This window comes from Neobacillus sp. PS3-34, assembly GCF_030915465.1.
Taxonomy (GTDB): domain Bacteria; phylum Bacillota; class Bacilli; order Bacillales; family Cytobacillaceae; genus Neobacillus_A.
This window is the reverse complement of sequence record NZ_CP133267.1, coordinates 2,979,649-3,000,591: the sequence shown is the minus strand read 5'-3', so window position 1 is coordinate 3,000,591 and position 20,943 is coordinate 2,979,649. Positions and strand designations below refer to the sequence as shown.

Below are 20,943 nucleotides of genomic sequence, written 5' to 3'. Positions count from 1 at the left end.
CTTACCCCCCCTGTACAACAACGTTTCGAAGCACTTTTTTAAAAGAAAATATTCCAAGCCCAACGAGAAGGATAAGCCACCCCAGCTGGATAAGTATACCTGTGAGTGCTTCGCTTGCAGGGATATTTCCAGAATAAACCCGGAGCGGAAAATCCGCAGTCATTCGAAATGGAAGTAAGTTTGCAATCTTTTGAAGCCATTCCGGCATCAAAGGAACAGGAAGAAGTAAACCAGAAAAAAACTCTCCTAACATCGTAAAAATGACAAGGGAACCCGCAGGAGACATGGTTAAAAACACAGATAAATATAAAAACATTGAGATTGAAACCAGAATAAGCACTCCCAAAAGCAATGCTGCCATAAATAATAAAAAATTGGCTGCGCTCGGCGGCAGGGTCATCCGGTGCGGCTCAGGCACTAAAAATGCTACCATTAAAACTGGGAAACACCTGAGCAGAGCACTGGAAACCCGTTGGGCCAGAAGCTTGGCAAACCAGAATCCATATATGCTCCAGGGCAGGCAAAGCTCATAGGCGATATTGCCGCTGGTAATCAGGTTGAAAAGCTCACTGTCCCGAAACCATAGAGTAATCAATGCCAGGAATGCCTGTTGGAGCCAAACAAAGGTAATCACTTCTTTTAAAGACATAGGCGCCTGGTGGGTAGAATGTGAATAAAAAGCCTCAAAAGCCATAATAAAAATAAATCCAAAGAAAAACTGTGTGGCTATTCCCGCCCAGGCCGCCGCCCTGTACTGCATGCCATTAAGAAGACGGATTCGTAATACGGAATAATAGGCCTTCATATTTGGTACTCCTTATAAAGCTGAACAACGACTTCCTCAATCGGCTGCCCTTCAATCGAGACATCAATCAATTCAAGACTGCCCGACAATTGTGTAATAACATCAGAAATCATGACTTGCTCTGTATCAACATTTAAAACCGCTCGTTCTGGTGTCCATGAAAGAACAGAAGTGCCGGGAATATGTATGGGATGATGATTTTCAAAGTAATCCGCCGTTATGGTTTTATGCTTTCCAAACCTGCTGCGCAATTCATTAAGTCTGCCATCAAACAGCAAGCTTCCCTTGCCGATTAAGATTACTCTGTCAGCCAGGCCTCGATATCATACATATCGTGCGTTGTCAGGATGACGGTGACCCCTTTTTCTTTGTTAATCGTCTTGATAAATTGGCGCACGGCGATTTTTGAAACGGCATCAAGGCCGATCGTAGGTTCATCTAAAAATAGGATTTCCGGGCTGTGTATTAGTGAAGCGGCTATTTCACAGCGCATTCGCTGTCCGAGACTTAATTGGCGTACGGGTGAATGGATGATGCTCTGGAGGTCGAGTGTTTCAACAAGGAGGTCAATATTTCTTTTATATTCTGATTCAGGAATTTTATAAATATCTCTTAGCAGCTCGAACGAATCGATCACCGGCACGTCCCACCACAGCTGTGAACGCTGCCCGAAAACCACGCCAATCTTTTTTACGTAACGGACCCGATCCTTCCACGGTGTGTACCCCATAATGTTACAGGTTCCTTCATCCGGAACCAATATCCCGCTCATCACTTTGATGGTCGTTGATTTACCTGCACCATTCGGGCCGATATAACCAACAATTTCTCCCGGTTCAATAGAAAAAGAAATGTCATTGAGCGCTTTTACTGTTGTATATTCGCGATGAAAAAGCGCTTTTACGGATTGACGCAAACCGCTTGCACGTTTCGCAATCTGAAACGACTTGCTTAAGCCTTCAATTTTAATCAAATAATCCCCTCCTGTCATTTTGAGTCAGAAGGAAATATTACCATTTTAGTAGATTTAGTGTCAATAACTATTCTGATTCTTCTGTAAGTAATTTTTGTATCCATTTTCAGTTTTAATTTATGGGAATTAAAATAGCTTTTTCAAACAAATTAAATTAATTTTCATTTTTCTTCATTAACTACGATAGAACTAATCCAATTCCTCCTATTCTATGTATTTAAGAAAGAGAATTAATTATTCCTATTTCCTCTTAAAAAACCACTTTTACTTATGATTCGGTTCACCACACCAATTACACCTGTGGTTAATATTAATAATGATTTTCCTACTAATAAGCAAACTAAAATAAAACCAAAGCTTGTTAAAATGTTAACAGAATATTCATATTCCTCGAATGGTATCTTGATTTTTTTTTATAAAATGAAATTAGAGAGTAAGAAAGGAAGTGGCTTATGTTACTTAAAGGCCGATCTGAATCGGATGAATTAATGGCTATGCGCTATTTAAACGCGCGAATGGAGTTAACTGAAAAGGAAAAGTTTCACTATTTAAACCTTGAAAAAGGCTATGAAGGGGAGATGAAATTTGACCTGCTGGCAGAAACCCTTCAAGAAGAAAGGTATATAATAAATGACTTGTTGCTTGAAGTAAACAACTCTTATGTTCAAATTGATTCTTTGATTATTTCACAGGGAGTTATTCACCTTTTCGATATAAAAAATTTTGAAGGTGATTGTTACTTAGAATCGGACAAACTTTATGCCGTGGCAACTGGCCGCGAATATAAGAATCCTGTAGACCAGTTAAAAAGGAGTGGGACTCTATTCCGCCAACTACTCCAAAACCTCAAACAAAATCACCTTGTTGAATCCTCCGTTATCTTTATTAACCATGAATTCACCTTATATCAATCCCCAATGAACCAACCGATTATTTTACCCACCCAAGTAACTCGATTTTTAAATAATTTAAACAAAACACAGTCTAAGTTGAATGATGGGCACAAGAAACTAGCACAAAAATTAATTTCATTACATCAAACTAAAAATCCATTTACGGTATTCCCTGAATATAATTATGACCAACTGCAAAAGGGGATTTATTGTAAAACTTGTAATTCCTTTCAGCTTTCTATAAAAAATAATGACTTTGTATGCGGGAAGTGTGGAAGACACGAAAAGATCAAACTAGCTATTTTGCGGAATGTGAAGGAGTTTAAACTGCTTTTTCCTGATCGAAAGATTACTACCCAAAACATCTATGAGTGGTGCAAGGTGGATTTAAATAAAAGGACATTTTGCAGGATTTTAAAGAAAAACTATACCGCATTTGGGAATACAAGAGATACCTATTATAAATAAATAGATTTTTGCCTTTTTTGACTTGAAATATTTTGCCAACATCTCAAAATCTGGTCCATTCAGACTGGCTTTCGATGCAATGTCCTGACCGAATGAGAATTCTATTCAGACTCGATCACTCTTTTTCACCTTGCCCTGTCCGAATGAGACCTCTATTCAGACTCAATCACTCTTTTTTCTCCTTCCCCTGTCCGAATAAGGCCTCTATTCAGACTCGATCACTCTTTTTTCTCTTTATCCTGTCCGAATAAGACCTCTATTCAGACTCAATCACTCTTTTTTCACCTTTTCCTGTCCGAATGAGACCTCTATTCAGACTCGATCACTCTTTTTTCACCTTTTCCTGTCCGAATGAGGCCTCTATTCAGACTCGATTACTCTTTTTTCACCTTCCCCTGTCCGAATACGACCTCTATTCAGACTCAATCACTCTTTTTTCACCTTTTCCTGTCCGAATGAGACCTCTATTCAGACTCGATCACTCTTTTTTCACCTTTTCCTGTCCGAATGAGGCCTCTATTCAGACTCAATCACTCTTTTTTCACCTTCCCCTGTCCGAATGAGACCTCTATTCAGACTCGATCACTCTTTTTTTGCCTTGCCCTGTCCGAATGATACCTCTATTCAGACTCGATCTCTCTTTTTTTGCCTTCCCCTGTCCGAATACGACCTCTATTCAGACACAATCACTCTTTTTTCACCTTTTCCTGTCAGAATGATACCTCTATTCAGACTCGATCACTCTTTTTTTGCCTTCCCCTGTCCGAATATAACCACTATTCAGACTCAATCACTCTTTTTTCTCCTTCCCCTGTCCGAATAAGGCCTCTATTCAGACTCGATCACACTTTTTCCGCCCTGCCCTATCCGATTGAGACCTGCATTCAAGTTCTAGCCATAATACCTGGATGAAGTGTTATGGTTCAAGATAAGTAGTATGAAACCGCATCTATTTATAGTCCATAGTCAGCTTTAACAATATGGCCAGATTGCCTAAAGTTTATTGGCATATCGTTCCTAAACCGGAAAAGTCATTCTTTAAATCAATCAAATGGATGTAATAAAGCATAAGTTTGCCTAAAATAAAAAAAAGCATAAGCCTTCCAAAACGGAAGACTCATGCTTTAATTAACAAAAACAAAATAAAAACCACCAAATATGTATTTGGTGGAGACGGTGGGAATCGAACCCACGTCCAGAAATATCGCCACTTAAGCTTCTACGAGTGTAGTCGACATATTCGCGCTTCGCTGGTCCATTTGCCTGCCGACAGGCGGCAGGCCAGCTAGCCTGGTTGTTCTCTTCCTTCGTCCTCAGGCGGTGGACTCCGGCGTAGCCTACTTAGAGTGAGTCCGCTACCCTACCACATAGGCGATGGAGGGGCGAACCGCTATGCAGTATTAAGCTGCGAAAGCGAAGTTGTTGTTAGTTTTGCCAGTTATAGGCGTTGACGTTTTAACAAGGCCGATCCCCTCGACTCGCAACCTAAGCTCGAACTACCCCTGTCGAATCCGTAGCGTCCCCATGATAAAATAATCCGGGCCAGCTGCTTATCGCAAGCTTGACGTTAGGAATCTCAGCTTAGCTGAGCATTAAGTCGTTGCCGCATTCCTGCGACATAAATTATTATATCACAACTACAGCAAATATCAATTGTAAGTATTTGTAAACAAAATACCTGCAACTTTTACTGACTACATCTTCTGACGATCGCGGAAGGCACGCTCAATATCGCGCTTTGCTTCTTTCTGCTTCAGATCTTCACGCTTGTCATAATTCTTTTTACCCTTTGCAAGTCCAAGTAAAACTTTGGCGAACCCATTCTTTAAATAAAGCTTTAACGGAACGAGTGCATACCCCGCTTGTTTTGTTTCTCCTAGGAGCTTCGCGATTTCACGGCCGTGCAGCAGGAGCTTCCTTGTCCTTAGCGGGTCATGATTATAACGGTTCCCCTGTTCATATGGACTGACATGCATGCTGTATAAAAAGATTTCATTGTTCTGGATTCTAGCATATGAATCCTTCATATTGATGCGGCCAGCGCGAATGGCTTTAATTTCCGTTCCCTGAAGAACGATGCCGGCTTCATATGTTTCTTCTATAAAATAGTCATGGTACGCTTTTTTGTTTTGCGCCAGGACCTTACCCATACCTTTAGGCATATTTCTTCCCCCTTACATTGCCTTAATTGTAGCAGATTCCTCTCTCTCCTACAACGAAGGAGAGAGCCGCATCGGCCCTCTCTTCACTTGACTCAGCGTTTCTTTTTTCGCTTCGTGCTTTTATTTACCGGCACGTTTTCATAAAACTTTCGTTTCTTTTTCGCTTTTGGTTTTCCATCGGCATCTGACGATTTTCCGCGTTCGCCGCCAGGTCTTCCGCCTCGACCTTCTTCCGGTTTCCTGCGTCCGTCACCTGGCTTACCGCCTCGGCCTTCTTCCTGTTTGCTCCGGCGCGGCTTTTTAACGTCACTGCCTGTCTTAAACACCCTAGTAGTTTCAGAACGTTCACGACGTGTTCCCTTCATGCCGACGATTTCAAAGTCGATGGACCGCTCTTCTTTATTTACTTTTACGACACGAACTGTGATTTCATCACCGATGCGGAATACATTTCCTGTTCGTTCGCCAATCATAGCAAAATGGCGTTCGTCAAAGCGGTAATAGTCATCCGTCAAGTAGCTTACATGGACTAAGCCTTCGATTGTGTTCGGCAGTTCGACAAACATTCCAAAGTTGGTAACGGAGCTGATAATGCCGTCATACTCCTCGCCAACCTTATCCTCCATATATTCCGCCTTTTTAAGCTCATCCGTTTCTCGCTCGGCATCGACTGCCCGGCGTTCCATTTTAGAAGAATGCTGGGCGATTTCTGGCAGACGCGCGTTCCATTTTTCCCGTGTTGTTTGGTCTAGCTTCCCTTCAATTAAATATGTCCGGATTAAGCGGTGGACAATTGAATCGGGATAACGTCGGATTGGAGATGTAAAATGCGTATAGAATTCCGTTGATAATCCGAAATGCCCGAGACTCTCAGGGTCATATTTTGCCTGCTGCATCGAACGGAGCATGACAGTCGAAACGACCATTTCCTCCGGCTTGCCCTGGACTTCTTCAATAATTTCCTGCAGTGCTCTCGGATGGACATCGTTCGCTGTTCCTTTGACAATGTAACCAAAATTCGTAATGAATTCGAAGAACCGGCGCAGCTTATCTTCCTTCGGATCTTCGTGGATACGGTAAATGAACGGTACATCCATCCAGTGGAAATGCTCGGCTACCGTTTCGTTTGCTGCGAGCATGAACTCCTCAATCAGCCGCTCCGCTACGGAACGTTCGCGCACGACGACTTCAGTCGGCTTACCTTCTTCATCAACGAGCACCTTTGATTCTTTAAAATCAAAGTCGATGGCGCCGCGCTTCATTCTTTTTTCACGAAGAACAGAAGCAAGCTCCTCCATCAATTCAAACATCGGCACTAACGGTTCATATCTATTGCGTGTCTCTTCGTCCTTGTCCACAAGGATTTTATTGACATCACCATACGTCATACGCTCAGTCGTTTTGATCACACTCTGAAAAATCTCATGATTCTCAACCGTTCCATCCGGGGTTATTTCCATCTCACAGGAAAGCGTCAGACGGTTAACCTTTGGATTGAGAGAACAGATGCCGTTTGACAGCCTATGAGGGATCATCGGAATAACCCTGTCAACCAAATAAACGCTTGTCGCCCGCTCTTCTGCTTCACGGTCAATTGGGGAACCTTCATGGACATAATAGCTGACGTCCGCGATATGTACTCCAAGCTTGTAGTTACCATTATCCAGCTTTGTAACCGTAACCGCGTCATCTAAATCCTTTGCATCGGCACCGTCGATTGTTACAATCGTTTGATTCCGTAAATCGCGTCGATTGGCGATTTCGCTCTCATCAATTTCGTCAGGTGTTTCATTTGCCTGTTCCAAAACATCCTCAGGGAAAGCCATCGGCAGTCCATGCTTATGGATCACAGAAAGGATATCGACACCCGGATCATTCTTATGCCCAAGAACTTCAATTACCTCACCCTCGGCACTCTTTCTGCCTTCCGGGTAAGTTGTTAATTTCACGACCACTTTATGGCCCTCAACTGCCCCTTTGGATGCAGCTTTAGGGATAAAAACATCACTCGCGAATTTTTTATCATCAGGGATGACAAAGCCAAAGCTCTTGCTTTCAACATAGGTTCCAACAATCTGCTGGATACCCCGCTCCAGAATGCGCACAATGCTTCCTTCACGGCGCTGGCCAGAGGCTTCCGATGAAATTCGCGCTAAAACAATATCACCATGCATCGCATTATTTGTTTCATTCGGAGGGATAAAAATATCATCCATTCCGGGTTCATCCGGAATGACGAATGCAAAGCCTTTTGCGTGCCCTGCCAGCTTCCCTCGAATCAAATTCATCTTTTGAGGCAGGCCATAGCGGTTACTGCGAGTGCGCACAACAAGGCCTTTCTCTTCCATCTGAACGAGCGCCTTGACGAATTCCTTAAAGTCGGCTGAGTCTTTTATTCCAAATGCTTCTTCAAGCTCCTGAACCGTCAGCGGCTTATAGGCTTCATCCCTCATATATTGCAAAAGCTTATCAACATGCTGTTGAATACTATCTTCCAAACTAATTCCTCCCTTATAGGGTCTTCTTTCAAGCTTATAAAAAATCTTTTATTATCAGTCTTTCCAGTCAAGCCTTTCTAAAAACGCATAAACATCCTCATGAAGCTGCTCGCGCTCTTTATCCAGTGTGATGACATGCCCTGATTCCTCATACCATTTAAGCTCTTTAACATCCGATTCCACTTCATTATAAATAATATTGGCGCTCTCCGTATTAATCATGTGGTCGTGGCGCGCCTGGACGACGAAGGTTGGGGCATAAATCATATCCACATGCTCGCGGACATCACTGATCAGTCCCTGCAATGCCTTAAGCGTTCCCATCGGAGTTTTTTTGAAATTCTCCATTTCCTCTTCGATTTGCTCTGCCGATTTTCCTTCTTGCCTTTTAAATTCACGGGCATAGTCAAGGACTCCCTGATACATTACCTCTTCACTTTTTATATGCATAGGGGCACACATCGGAACAATACCCTTTACAGGTACAGTGTAACCTAATTTAAGAGAAAATACGCCGCCAAGCGACAGCCCTGCTACGGCAATTTCATCATGGCCGTTATTTCTCAAAAATTCATAGCCATTCATAACATCCTCCCACCAATCCTCTCGCCGGTATGAACCAATTCCTCGGGAGGAACACCATGTCCCTTATAGTGCGGGGCATGGCAGGTATATCCGTTTTTTTCGAGGAAACGGCCGAGCATCCGAACATCGGCAGAATTTCCGGTAAAGCCGTGCAGGAGCAGCACAGCCCTTTTTCCTCCTTCGAATGTAAATGGTTTAGGCAATTTAATTCTCATATGTAAAATCTCCTCTGATTTGCTTTCATTTCTTTTAGTTTAAACAAAGCCCCTTCTAACATTCCAGAAAAAAGGCTTATTCAAACGTTTTAGAACAAGAACAAAAGGCGCAAGCGCCCTGGTTAGCCCCGACAGGTATAAGACGAATCACGCAGGAAATCCCGATTTCTGGAGTGATTTGGCTTATGACCCCGAGGGGCTGGGCGCCGGAGCTAGATTAATACAACTTGTAGAAGTTATCCACTTCATTCAATTTTATAATTTTCTAAACAATAAAAAAACCCTGCCGAGCCAGGTTTGGACGTTCCGATTAGATTTTGAAGTATACCACGGCAATTGCCAGAACAAAGAACAAAACGGATAAAACAACGGTAATGCGATGTAGGATTAAATCAATCCCACGAGCTTTTTGTTTACCAAATAATTGCTCTGCTCCCCCGGAAATCGCACCGGATAAACCTGCGCTTTTGCCAGATTGAAGTAATACAACTACAATAAGTGCAATACTTACAATTACTAATAATGTTACGATCAATGCATGCATGAAGGCCACCTCCTGGTAAGACGTACATTTCACAGTATTTTTAATTTACCATATTATTTCCCTTTTAACAATACTAGTTATTTTGTCAGGGTTTAAACAAAGGCTACTATCTTAAGACAGACGCGGCCATTCTTACATAGGTATGCCTTTTCCCCTGACTGCGATTGAATAAGCCGTAATATTTTCAGGAAGCGCAATTCCCGCGACACCTGCATCACCAATATGATATAAGTCGGCTCCTGCCATTTTACTGTTTAGTGCTATTCTCTTCATTGTATCCTCATCAGCGCCTTCCTGGCTTGTGCCGGTGGTAAGGATAGCAAGGGCTCCTTTTTCATGAACAATGTCTACTAATTTTGCCGTTTTTTCGATTGTAAAACCAGGAACAGTCCCTGGTGACGGTATGAGAATGATATCTGCTCCTGCTTCGACAAAAGAATGAAGAACTTCTTCATTCATTAGACTGCTTCCAGTCTCACCGGCTACTCCAGCTCCATGCATTTTCCCTGCAATGATAAGACCCTCTTCACCAAATATCCGCCTCGCTTTTTGAATGGCTTTTGTAATCTCAGAATTCGATACGCCCGTTTTGGGATTACCAGTCAAACAAACGAAATCAAAGCCCAATTCTTTCGCTTTATACAGTGACGCCTCCGTTGCCAATCTGCCCTCAGGAAGCTGAAGAAGCGATTCCAGCTGCTTTGCGTGCAAATCAACGGGCTCAAGGTTTAGGCCAACAGGAAGTCCAGTCAGCTTTTTTAAAGACCTTACGATTTCATTCGGCTCGGTTTGCGCGAGTCCCTCCATGGCAGGATTAAAAACATCAAAGAAATTTAAAAGAATCATGTCCGCTCCAAATGCCGACGCCATTTCCGCATTTGTTACAGCTGGATAATATGGTGTAAAGCTCCCGATTACCTCAGCTAGAATCGTTCTGCCTTCTGAGGCGAGAATCGATTGTTTTAAGTCTTGTCCATTCATTTTTTCAAAATCAGAGGCCGTGCAATCCAGCAAACGTTTCATCATAATCCCCTCCATAAATTCAAAAACCTGGCGGTCGAAACCGCCAGGCCGAGTGTAAATTGTAAAACGGTTACAATTTTTTCAGTTCATTGGCCACAAATTCTACATCTGTTCCAACGACCACCTGAAGATCTGTTTTGTTTAGTTTAATAACGCCTCTTGCGCCAAGTCTTCTGAGTTCACTTTCATCCACAGCACTAGAATCTTTCACCTTCAAACGCAGGCGTGTAACGCAATTATCAATATCTACGAGGTTTTCTTTCCCCCCTAGTGCGTCAAGATAGCCTACCGCTAATTGATGGTAATTTCCTTTCGCTGAGGAGTTCTCCGTGAACTCTCCTTCAACCTCATCCTCACGTCCTGGTGTTTTAAGATCAAGCTTTTTAATAAGGAAATAAAAAATGACGAAATACAGTACCGCATAAACGAGACCTACTACTAAGAGAAGGAGCGGCTTTTGCGCAATGCCGTAGTTTAGGACATAGTCAATAGCCCCCGCAGAAAAACCAAAGCCATGATGGATTCCGAGTACATAGGTTAGCGATAAAGCCAGACCAGTAAGGACGGCATGAATGACATAAAGAACAGGAGATAGGAACATGAATAAAAATTCGATTGGTTCAGTGATACCTGTTAAGAACGAAGTGAATGCCAAACCGATCAGCATTCCAGTCACTGTCTTTCTGCGCTCTTTTTTAGCTGCAGCAATCATAGCCATGGCTGCAGCAGGAAGGCCAAACATCATAATTGGGAAGAATCCTGTCATAAATACACCGGCAGAAGGGTCTTTTGCGAAGAAACGTGTTAAATCCCCTTTTACTACCTTTCCGGCTGCATTCGTGAAATCGCCAAATTCAAACCATACGAGAGTATTTAGAACATGATGCAGTCCAAGCGGAATCAAAAGACGGTTTAAGAAGCCGAACACTCCAACTCCGATCGCACCTGCTCCGGTAATCCAATTTCCTACACTATTGATCCCATCTTGGATCGGTGGCCACACATAACCAAAAATGGCAGCTAAGACAATCATCGTTAATGACGTTACAATTGGCACAAAACGTCTGCCTCCAAAAAATCCGAGCCAATCCGGAAGCTTAATTTCGGAGTAGCGGTTATACAGCATCCCGCCGTTATCCCTGAAATAATACCACCAAGAACCCCCATATTAATCGTTTCATTGATGGCAACAGCACCCTTCGTCAATACAAAGTAACCGATAGCACCCGCAAGAGCAGCCGCTCCGTGGCCGTCCTTTGAAAAACCAATGGCTACCCCAATGGCAAATATAAGCGCTAAATTTGAAAATACAGCATCACCAGCTGCCGAGATAAAGGCAATATTAAATAAGTCCGGCTGGCCAAGGCGCAGCAATAGGGCAGCTGCTGGCAACACTGCGATAGGAAGCATTAATGACTTTCCAATACGTTGCAAAAATCCTAACATAAAAAAACCTCCTTTCAATTTGTACAAGATATGTAAGTGCTTTCAAAAAAATCAATTAAACTTTCGGCAACTAATGACAAATAGCTTAACTGCTTTTTAATTTTATCATGAATTTTGTCATATCAAAATAAATAATTTAGAAAATTTTAAATAATCTATTACTTATCTACAAAAAAACAGGATGCACATTCGTCAATGTGCACCCCGTTTAACTTACATTATTTGCTTAAGTTGTAGAAAGATTTAATACCGTTGAATTTAGCTGTTTCACCTAATTGGTCTTCGATGCGAAGCAATTGGTTATATTTAGCTACGCGGTCAGTACGGGAAGGAGCTCCTGTTTTGATCTGTCCAGCGTTTGTTGCAACAGCGATGTCAGCAATTGTGTTGTCTTCTGTTTCACCGGAACGGTGTGAGATTACAGCAGTGTAGCCTGCGCGCTTCGCCATTTCGATTGCGTCAAACGTTTCAGTCAACGTACCGATTTGGTTAACTTTGATCAAGATAGAGTTTCCAATGCCGTTTTCGATTCCTTGAGCAAGCTTCTTCGTGTTTGTTACGAACAAGTCGTCACCAACAAGCTGAACTTTTTTGCCAAGGCGTTCAGTTAATAGCTTGTGGCCTTCCCAGTCGTTTTCGTCCAAACCATCTTCAATTGAGATGATTGGATATTTAGAAGCCATCTCTTCGTACCAGTCAACCATTTCAGCAGAAGTTTTAACAACGCCTTCACCAGATAAATGGTATTTTCCGTCTTCTTTGTTGTAGAACTCAGAAGATGCAGCGTCCATTGCAAGCATAACTTGTTCGCCTGGCTTGTAGCCAGCTTTTTCGATCGCAGCTACGATTGTTTGCAATGCTTCTTCGTTAGAACCTAGGTTTGGAGCAAATCCGCCCTCGTCACCAACAGCTGTGTTTAAGCCTTTGTCTTTTAATACAGCCTTTAAGCTATGGAAAATTTCAGCACCCATGCGAAGTGCTTCTTTAAAGCTTGGTGCGCCAACAGGCATTACCATGAATTCCTGGATGTCAACGTTGTTATCAGCATGCTCGCCGCCGTTAACGATGTTCATCATTGGAACTGGAAGCTGCTTCGCGTTGAAGCCGCCAAGGTATTGGTATAAAGGAATATCAAGATAGTTTGCAGCAGCGTGCGCCACAGCCATGGAAACACCAAGGATAGCGTTAGCGCCCAACTTGCCTTTGTTTTCAGTTCCATCAAGCTCGATTAAAGCATGATCAACAGAAACTTGATCAAGAACGCTGAACTCTTCTCCAATTAAGTATGGAGCAATGATTTCATTTACGTTGTTAACCGCATTTTCTACACCTTTACCAAGGTAACGGCCTTTGTCTCCATCACGAAGCTCAACAGCTTCATATTCACCTGTAGAGGCACCGCTTGGCACCATTGCGCGTCCAAACGCACCTGATTCAGTGAACACTTCTACTTCAACAGTCGGGTTTCCGCGGGAATCTAATACTTCACGAGCATATACATCAACGATAAATGGCATTTGTCTATCTCCTTAGAGTGAATTATTTTTTAAAAGAATATTATTAAAAGATTACTTAATAATTGATTTTCCAGTCATTTCAGCAGGCTTTTGTACACCTAACAAATCTAGCATAGTAGGAGCCAGATCGCCAAGGATTCCGCCTTCACGCAGTTCTGCACCTTCTTTTGTTACGATGACAGGAACAGGGTTTGTAGTATGTGCGGTCATCGGCTCACCATCAAGTGTCACAACTTCATCGGCATTCCCGTGGTCAGCAGTAATGATGGCTGTTCCGCCCTTTTTAATAATTAAATCAACAATCTTGCCGAGACACTCATCAACGGTTTCAATCGCTTTTATGGTCGGCTCAAGCATTCCTGAATGGCCTACCATATCAGGATTGGCAAAATTCAAGAGAATAGCATCAAAGTTATCCGCTTCAATTTCCTTTAAAAGTGCGTCAGTGACTTCATATGCACTCATTTCAGGCTGAAGGTCATAAGTCGCTACTTTTGGAGAATTGATCAAAATTCTCTCTTCGCCAGGGAACTTTTCCTCACGTCCACCGCTCATAAAGAAGGTTACATGAGGGTATTTTTCCGTTTCAGCAATCCGCAGCTGCTTCAAGCCGTTCTGGGATAACACTTCACCAAGCGTATTATCCAGATTGGTCGGTTTAAACGCTACATAGCCATCAACTGTCTCACTGAAGTGCGTCAGGCAGACGAAGAACAGATTTTTCGGATGCTTCGGCCACGGTCAAAGGCACGGAAATCTTCATTTGTAAACGTATTAGAAATTTGGATCGCACGGTCAGGACGGAAGTTATAGAAAATAACTGCATCGTTATCCTGAATCGTTCCGACAGGCTGTCCGTTTTCATCTGTGATCACGGACGGAAGAACGAACTCATCAAAGATTCCATTGCGGTATGAATCTTCCACAACTTCCTCAGCGCTTGAATACGTTGGCCCTTCACCATCAACCATGGCGCGGTAAGACTTTTCCACTCGTTCCCAGCGCTTATCCCTATCCATGGAATAATAGCGGCCTGAGATGGTGGCAAATTGGCCAACCCCATACTCCTTCATTTTATCCAGCGTCTGCTGAATATATGTTTCCGCTGTTTTTGGTCCTACATCACGGCCATCGAGGAAGGCATGAACATACACCTTCTCAACGCCTTCATCCGCAGCCAGCTTCAGGAGAGCAAACATATGGTTTATATGGCTGTGAACCCCTCCATCAGATAAAAGGCCGAAAAGATGCAGACTCGTTCCATTCTTTTTAACGTGTTCCATCGCGCCTGTAAAGGTTTCATTTTTTTCAAATTCACCTTCACGGATGGCAACATTCACTCTTGTAAGGCTTTGGTAAACAATCCGGCCTGCACCAATATTTAAGTGGCCGACCTCAGAGTTCCCCATTTGCCCTTGAGGAAGCCCCACCGCTTCACCGCTCGCTGTTAGATGGGAATGCGGATAGGCACTCCAGTAACGGTCGAAATTTGGTTTTTTCGACTGTGCAACAGCATTACCTTTTGATTCGACTCTGCATCCAAAACCATCCAGGATGATTAAGGCTACTGGAGATTTACTCATACTTACCTGCCTCCAGTAATTGCAAAAATGACTGCACTTCAAGGCTCGCTCCGCCAACCAATGCACCATCGATATCCGGCTGTGCCATATATTCCTTAATATTTTCAGGCTTTACGCTTCCGCCGTACTGGATTCTAACAGCAGCTGCCGCATCCTGGGAGAATTGTTCTGCCACAACACTGCGGATATGCGCACAAACTTCATTTGCATCCTGTGCTGTTGAAGACTTGCCAGTTCCGATCGCCCAAATTGGTTCATAGGCGATAACCGTTTGTTTTACCTGTTCTTCGCTTAAGCCTGCTAAAGCCGCTTTAATTTGGCCTCCAACGAAGTCATTTGTTTCTCCGTTTTCACGCTGTTCAAGCGTTTCGCCGCAGCAGACAATCGGTGTTAAATTGTACTTGAAGGCTGCAAGCGTTTTTTTGTTAACGGACTCGTCTGTTTCATTGAACATTTCACGGCGTTCAGAGTGGCCTAGAATAACATATTTCACGCCAAGGTCTGCTAGGGCTGCAGGGCTGATTTCTCCTGTAAAAGCACCTTTTTCCTCGAAATGCATGTTTTGAGCACCAATTTCAACATCGTGGCCCTTAGTAGATTCCACTAAGCTCTGTAAAAATAACGCAGGTGCACAAATAACAGATTCAATTGCATCTTTTCCTGGTACAAGACCATTTGCTTCCTCTGCAAAGCTTTTCGCTTCAGAAAGTGTTTTGTGCATTTTCCAGTTACCTGCAATAATCGGTTTACGCATGGTGGCACGTCCCTTCTTGCTAACAATTTTCTTTTTGAAAAAGACCTTTTTTAAAAAGGATTTCCTTATTTATCGTTTAAAGCTACGACGCCTGGAAGTTCCTTGCCTTCCATAAATTCAAGTGATGCGCCGCCGCCAGTTGAAATATGGCTCATTTGCTCTGCCAGATTGAACTTTTCAACAGCTGCCGCAGAATCCCCACCGCCAATGACGGAATATGTATCCTTAGATTCAGCAAGTGCTTCAGCTACTGCCTTTGTACCGCCGGCAAACTTATCAAATTCAAATACGCCCATTCGCCCATTCCAGATAACCAATTTTGATTTCTTGATGACATCACTGTATATAGCAGCTGTTTTTGGCCGATATCGAGTGCTTCCCAGTCAGACGGGATAGAATCGATGGAAACTTCTTTTGTATTCGCATCAGGAGAGAAGTCATCCGCCACGATTACATCGACAGGCATATAAAAATTGACGCCTTTTTCTTTTGCCTTCTGAATAAAGGAATTAGCAAGATCGATCTTATCTTCCTCAAGAAGTGATTTGCCGACTCCATGGCCCTGTGCCTTAACAAAGGTATAAGCCAATCCGCCGCCAATGATAAGGTTATCAACCTTTTCTAAAAGATTATCAATAACGCCGATTTTATCCTTAACCTTTGCACCGCCAATAATGGCTGTGAACGGGCGTTCAGGATTGAATAGCGCCTTGCCTAATACTTCAATTTCTTTTTCCATTAATAATCCTGCAACAGCCGGCAGATGATGAGCGACTCCTTCAGTGGAAGCGTGTGCCCTGTGTGCAGCTCCGAAAGCATCGTTCACATACACATCGGCAAGCTCTGCGAAAGCCTTAGCCAATTCAGGATCATTCTTTTCTTCACCAGGATAGAAACGGACATTCTCAAGCAGCAGAACGTCGCCTTCGTTCATGGCTTCGATTTCCTTTTTAACTTCATCGCCATATGCTTCATCCGCTTTTCGAACATCTTTTCCAAGAAGCTCACCAAGGCGTTTCGCTACAGGAGTTAAGCGCATTTCTTCGACTACTTTGCCTTTTGGACGACCAAAGTGGCTCGCTAAAATGACCTTTGCACCCTGCTCAACCAAATAATTGATTGTTGGCAGTGCAGCGCTGATACGTGTTTCATCGGTGATTTTTCCGTCCTGCATCGGTACGTTGAAGTCTACCCGGCAAAAAACGCGTTTCCCTTTTACATCTACATCTTTAATCGATTTCTTGTTCATAGCAAAAGGACCTCCTAAATTGAAATGCATAAGCGCCTTTAACGGGCGCCGAACAATAAAAGGGAGAGGGGAATCACCCCCGCTCCCCCTTAAAAAGCTTGCATAAGTTTCACTTTAATTATTATAGACTTTCGCCAACAGGATATCCAATCATACCCATGAATGACGGGTTTTAAGAATTAAAGTCCTTTTTTAGCGATGAAGTCAACAAGGTCAACGACACGGTGAGAGTAACCACTTTCGTTATCGTACCAAGAGATAACTTTTACCATGCTGCCTTCCATAACCATTGTAGAAAGAGCATCAATAGTAGAAGAATCTGGGTTGCCATTGTAGTCGGTAGAAACAAGTGGCTCTTCACTGTATCCAAGAATACCTTTTAATTCGCCTTCTGATGCTGCTTTAAGAGCTGCGTTCACTTCATCAACTGTTACGTCTTTATCTAATTCAGCAACAAGGTCAACTAATGATACGTTTGGAGTTGGAACACGCATAGCGCCACCGTTTAATTTACCTTTTAATTCAGGCAATACTAGTGAAACAGCTTTTGCTGCACCTGTTGATGTTGGGATAATATTTTCCGCAGCTGCACGAGCACGACGAAGGTCTTTATGCGGAAGGTCAAGAATTTGCTGGTCATTTGTGTAAGAGTGAACAGTTGTCATCATTCCACGCTTGATACCAAATTTATCATTAAGTACTTTTGCAAATGGAGCTAAACAGTTAGTTGTACAAGATGCGTTTGAAATAACGTGGTGGTTAGCTGCATCGTACTTGTCATTGTTAACACCCATAACAATTGTGATATCTTCATCAGTTGCAGGAGCAGAAATGATAACCTTTTTCGCACCAGCTTCTAAATGTTTTGCAGCGTCTGAACGCTTTGTAAAACGGCCTGTAGATTCAATAACTACGTCTACACCAAGATCGCCCCAGCCTAATTGTGCAGGATCTCTTTCAGCAAGAACCTTAACTTTGTGAGAACCAACAACCAGGTACTCACCGTCAACCGTTACATTCTCCTCTAATTTACCATGCACTGTGTCATATTTTAAAAGATGCGCCAAAGTGTTTGCATCTGTTAAGTCATTTACCGCTACTACTTCCACGTTAGAATTTTTCAATGCCGCGCGGAATACATTACGTCCAATTCGTCCAAATCCGTTAATACCAACTTTTACTGCCATGTTAATTTCCTCCTTTATTTGGTTAAGGATTATATTTTATATAAAGGGATTACCCTTTTAATAACGTTCTTGCTGCCCCTTCATCTGTAATTAAGATGGTAGAGGGTGGTGCCTGTTTCATATAAGCGCGGATTGCCTTTGCTTTTGATTCTCCGCCGGCAACGGCTATTACATTTGGAATGCGGGCAAGGTCATCCAGCTGAAGGCCAATCGTGAGTACCTTATGGACGATGTCGCCCTCTTCGTTGAAGTAGTACCCAAAAGCTTCACCGACCGCTTTCCCCTTCTCGATCTTTTCCAAATCCTCAGCACTTGTCTTCCTGCGCTCAGCCATTGGAATAGCTTCCCCAATGCCGTGCAAAACCATGCTGGCCGATTTAATCAATCCGAGAACCTCGTGAATAAGCGGTTCTTTTATAAAGGATTCATAAATCTCCATACTAACCTGATCAGGAACATAAAATACCCTGTGCTTCGCATTCGCATTTCCAGCCATAATCGCGCAGATGGTGTTTGCCTGATTCTGGACATCCTCACCGATGCCGCCGCGTGCAGGGACAAAGAGCAATTCTTTATTCCCAAAATCGGGAGTCAGCCATTCTGCAATGGCAGCCATGGTGGATCCGCCAGTTATAGCGATGATATTTTTTCCTGCGAGCAGCTTCTTCATGCAATTGGCACTGGCTTTTCCTAATTCGCTTTTAACAAGCGGGGACTGATCACTGTTGCCTGGGACGATGACGACCTTCCGGATTTCCAGAAGCTTCTTCAATTCCTGCTCCAGTACATCTATACCCGTCAGCTCGCGCATTAAGCTTTCCAGGCTTTCCAATAAATTTTTCCCTTCAGGCGTTAAACTCATTCCAATATTATTAGCGGAAATTAAGTTCTGGTCTTTTAAAAAATCGACCTCAGCACGCAGGATTCTTTCGGTCGAACCAAGACTGACTGCCAGGCTTCTTCTGCCAACAGGCTGCATGAAACCTATGTAATGAAGAATTGCGTACCTTTTTCGCATGACATGAAGAAGATCGGGTAATAATTTTCTTTGAATATCAATTATCGATTGCATGAGAGCCTAGCTCCTTTACAAAGCAGTTGGACTTTAAATGTCCCGCATAGACATATTATGTCCCGCCGCGGGTAAAAAAAATCACCCCTGCTACAGTTATCATTCTAACAGGAGTGTTAACCTATTTCAACTCATAAGGATAGGGTTTTTTCTTGTAACCGTTTACTTATGTCAAATTTATTAACGTGCCCGAATCCTACCTCTTCACCGTCCAAAACAAAGACCGGAATCATCAAGCCGTATTGTTCGGTTAACTCATCACTTTCTTCAATATCGATTTCTTCAAATAAAAATGGATGCTCATTTTGCAGCTCCATCAGCTCCGATTTTGCTTTTTCGCAAAGAGGGCAGCGCCGGCGTGTATAAAAAGTCAGAACGGTTTGTTTCATGTGGAGTCTCCCTTCATTCGTATCTTTTTCGTTTAGATGAAGATGGTATACCAAGCTGGTCACGGTATTTTGCCACAGTCCTTCTAGAGACAACCATCCCATCCGTATTTTTTAAGTATTCCACAATTTCCTGGTCTGAAAGAGGTTTTTGCTTATTCTCATTTTCTATTAAAAGTGAGATGGCATTCTTGACTGTAGATGAAGAAGTACTTTCATCAGCAACAGTTTGGATCGTACTCGTAAAAAAAGATCTCAGCTCGAATGTCCCTGCCGGGGTTTGCACATATTTTTCCCGGACCGCCCTGCTGACGGTCGACTCATGGATATCCAGTTCCTGAGCAACCTCCTTCATCGTCATCGGCTTGAGGTAGTTAGGACCTTTTTGAAAAAATAGCGGCTGTTTTTCGGCTATTTTCATAACAACCTTAGTTAACGTTTCCCTTCTTTGTTCAATGCTCTTTAAAATCCACTGATAATCATGGACCTTTTCATGCAGAAAACGGCTGACCTGCTCGTCACCTGAAGCGGATAGTTGTTTATAATAGGTTGCATTAAAACTGATCTTAGGAAGCGGATCGTCATGGGTGAGAACCGTCAATTCTCCATCTGCCACTTCAATCACCGCATCAGGAATGACAAATGACGTCTTTTCCTGGCGGTATTCTGCTCCCGGACGTGGATTTAGTGTCTGGACCAAATCGAATACCATTTGTATTTCCTTAAGTGAAACGCTTAATTCCTTTGCAAGTGCTTTCCACTTTTTTTCGGCAAAGGGAATAAAATGGCTTGCGACAATGGTATTGGCGAGTTCCTCATCGGGATACTCTCTTTGCAATTGTATCATTAAGCATTCCTGAAGGCTTCGGGCTGCGATTCCCGCCGGCTCGAGCAGCTTGAAGAAGCACAAGCCCTTCCTCCACTTTTTCTGTCGGTGTTTGAAGGGCCGCAGCAGCCTCGTCCGTACCACCTGTGAAGTAACCGTTTACATCAATATTATTAATCAAGTAACGAAGTATTTTTAATTGTTCATTTTTATGTTCTTTTAAATTTAGTTGGGAGATTAAATGCTCTTCAAGTGAGAATGAATTTTCCGCCAGCTGCTCAATCCAGTCATTCTTGTCCTTTACAGCCCTTTTCAGCGTGCGGCGGCTTCTGTCCTGCAAAGGGTTCATCGGCTGGACATTCCCCGGTTCAATCTGCAAAAGGGGATTTTCGAGCGCCTTATTTTCCAAAAAAGCAGTCAGTTCCTGCGTCGTATATTGCAATAACGCAATCGCCTGCGTCAGCTCCTGTGTCATCGCCAGCTTCAAAGTTTGCTGCTGCCATAATCCCGCTTTCATGTTCATCGCGCATTCCCCCTGTTCCTTATTTTACAATATGACGGAGGTTTGGTGTATGGTAAGAATCTGGCAGAGAAATTTAATTTTTAAGGAAGAATCTCGTTTCTTAGATGAATTTTTGTAGTGTAGCGACTCGGCTTCGATACTTGAAACGGATTTTCTCGCGGGTTTCGAGAGGAATCTCGCCGGATTAACAATTTATTTCGCCGATTATGTAATTTATCTCGCGGGAATCCGGGA

At 43.0% G+C, this 20,943-nt stretch carries 14 protein-coding genes, 1 other RNA gene and 5 pseudogenes; 1 reads left to right on the top strand and 19 read right to left on the bottom strand.

Annotation, left to right across the window (positions count from 1 at the left end):
* Window position 1: 1 nt before the first annotated feature.
* The 3 genes from RCG23_RS15390 to RCG23_RS15380 are packed head-to-tail and all read right to left on the bottom strand — an operon-like array spanning window position 2 to window position 1,778.
* On the bottom strand, window positions 2-805 hold the full coding sequence (locus RCG23_RS15390) for an ABC transporter permease (RefSeq protein ID WP_308176434.1): 804 nt from the start codon (window positions 803-805) through the stop codon (window positions 2-4).
* A complete protein-coding gene (locus tag RCG23_RS15385) occupies window positions 802-1,083 on the bottom strand; it encodes a hypothetical protein (RefSeq protein WP_308176433.1) in 282 nt (93 codons plus the stop codon). Before RCG23_RS15385 ends, RCG23_RS15390 begins: the two co-directional genes overlap by 4 nt.
* A 20-nt stretch (window positions 1,084-1,103) precedes the next feature.
* Entirely contained in the window at window positions 1,104-1,778 is a 675-nt protein-coding gene (locus RCG23_RS15380; protein ID WP_308176432.1) for an ABC transporter ATP-binding protein, read from the bottom strand.
* A 452-nt stretch (window positions 1,779-2,230) separates the two neighbouring features.
* Between RCG23_RS15380 and RCG23_RS15375 the strand changes: the two genes are divergently transcribed.
* Window positions 2,231-3,139 carry a nuclease-related domain-containing protein gene (locus tag RCG23_RS15375; protein ID WP_308176431.1) on the top strand — a complete coding sequence of 303 codons (909 nt, stop codon included), beginning with the start codon at window positions 2,231-2,233 and terminating at the stop codon, window positions 3,137-3,139.
* Window positions 3,140-4,304: 1,165 nt separating this feature from the next.
* On the opposite strand, the gene ssrA is transcribed toward RCG23_RS15375, so the two are convergent.
* The 16 genes and pseudogenes from ssrA to RCG23_RS15295 all read right to left on the bottom strand — a co-directional run bounded on the left by ssrA (window position 4,305) and on the right by RCG23_RS15295 (window position 20,709).
* Window positions 4,305-4,663, bottom strand: a transfer-messenger RNA (tmRNA) gene (gene ssrA, locus RCG23_RS15370).
* A gap of 170 nt (window positions 4,664-4,833) precedes the next feature.
* Window positions 4,834-5,301 carry an SsrA-binding protein SmpB gene (gene smpB / locus RCG23_RS15365; RefSeq protein WP_308176430.1) on the bottom strand — a complete coding sequence of 156 codons (468 nt, stop codon included), beginning with the start codon at window positions 5,299-5,301 and terminating at the stop codon, window positions 4,834-4,836.
* A gap of 92 nt (window positions 5,302-5,393) precedes the next feature.
* Window positions 5,394-7,799, bottom strand: a complete 2,406-nt coding sequence (rnr, locus tag RCG23_RS15360; RefSeq protein ID WP_308176429.1) for a ribonuclease R — start codon at window positions 7,797-7,799, stop codon at window positions 5,394-5,396.
* A gap of 54 nt (window positions 7,800-7,853) precedes the next feature.
* A pseudogene (locus tag RCG23_RS15355) lies at window positions 7,854-8,599 on the bottom strand (alpha/beta hydrolase).
* 310 nt (window positions 8,600-8,909) lie between these two features.
* A complete protein-coding gene (secG, locus tag RCG23_RS15350) occupies window positions 8,910-9,143 on the bottom strand; it encodes a preprotein translocase subunit SecG (RefSeq protein WP_308176428.1) in 234 nt (77 codons plus the stop codon).
* A gap of 106 nt (window positions 9,144-9,249) precedes the next feature.
* Window positions 9,250-10,166: pseudogene (locus RCG23_RS15345) on the bottom strand (haloacid dehalogenase-like hydrolase).
* Between the two features lie 70 nt (window positions 10,167-10,236).
* Window positions 10,237-11,612 (bottom strand): annotated as a pseudogene (gene nagE, locus RCG23_RS15340) (N-acetylglucosamine-specific PTS transporter subunit IIBC).
* Window positions 11,613-11,830: 218 nt separating this feature from the next.
* Window positions 11,831-13,129, bottom strand: coding sequence for a phosphopyruvate hydratase (gene eno, locus RCG23_RS15335; protein WP_308176427.1), 1,299 nt, complete (start codon window positions 13,127-13,129; stop codon window positions 11,831-11,833).
* A gap of 51 nt (window positions 13,130-13,180) precedes the next feature.
* A pseudogene (gene gpmI, locus RCG23_RS15330) lies at window positions 13,181-14,712 on the bottom strand (2,3-bisphosphoglycerate-independent phosphoglycerate mutase).
* Window positions 14,705-15,466, bottom strand: coding sequence for a triose-phosphate isomerase (gene tpiA / locus RCG23_RS15325; RefSeq protein WP_308176426.1), 762 nt, complete (start codon window positions 15,464-15,466; stop codon window positions 14,705-14,707). The pseudogene gpmI and the gene tpiA overlap by 8 nt, the downstream one beginning before the upstream one ends.
* Window positions 15,467-15,531: 65 nt before the next feature.
* Window positions 15,532-16,715, bottom strand: a pseudogene (gene pgk / locus RCG23_RS15320) (phosphoglycerate kinase).
* 179 nt (window positions 16,716-16,894) lie between these two features.
* Entirely contained in the window at window positions 16,895-17,902 is a 1,008-nt protein-coding gene (gene gap / locus RCG23_RS15315) for a type I glyceraldehyde-3-phosphate dehydrogenase (RefSeq protein WP_308176425.1), read from the bottom strand.
* 49 nt (window positions 17,903-17,951) lie between these two features.
* Complete coding sequence (locus tag RCG23_RS15310) at window positions 17,952-18,974, bottom strand: sugar-binding transcriptional regulator (protein WP_308176424.1); 1,023 nt, start codon at window positions 18,972-18,974, stop codon at window positions 17,952-17,954.
* A gap of 131 nt (window positions 18,975-19,105) precedes the next feature.
* Window positions 19,106-19,363, bottom strand: coding sequence for a glutaredoxin family protein (locus tag RCG23_RS15305; RefSeq protein ID WP_308176423.1), 258 nt, complete (start codon window positions 19,361-19,363; stop codon window positions 19,106-19,108).
* 13 nt (window positions 19,364-19,376) lie between these two features.
* Window positions 19,377-20,270 (bottom strand): RNA polymerase factor sigma-54, encoded by an 894-nt coding sequence (gene rpoN / locus RCG23_RS15300; protein ID WP_308176422.1) that lies wholly within the window; start codon window positions 20,268-20,270, stop codon window positions 19,377-19,379.
* Window positions 20,176-20,709 (bottom strand): RNA polymerase factor sigma-54, encoded by a 534-nt coding sequence (locus RCG23_RS15295; protein ID WP_308176421.1) that lies wholly within the window; start codon window positions 20,707-20,709, stop codon window positions 20,176-20,178. Before RCG23_RS15295 ends, rpoN begins: the two co-directional genes overlap by 95 nt.
* Window positions 20,710-20,943: the final 234 nt, after the last annotated feature.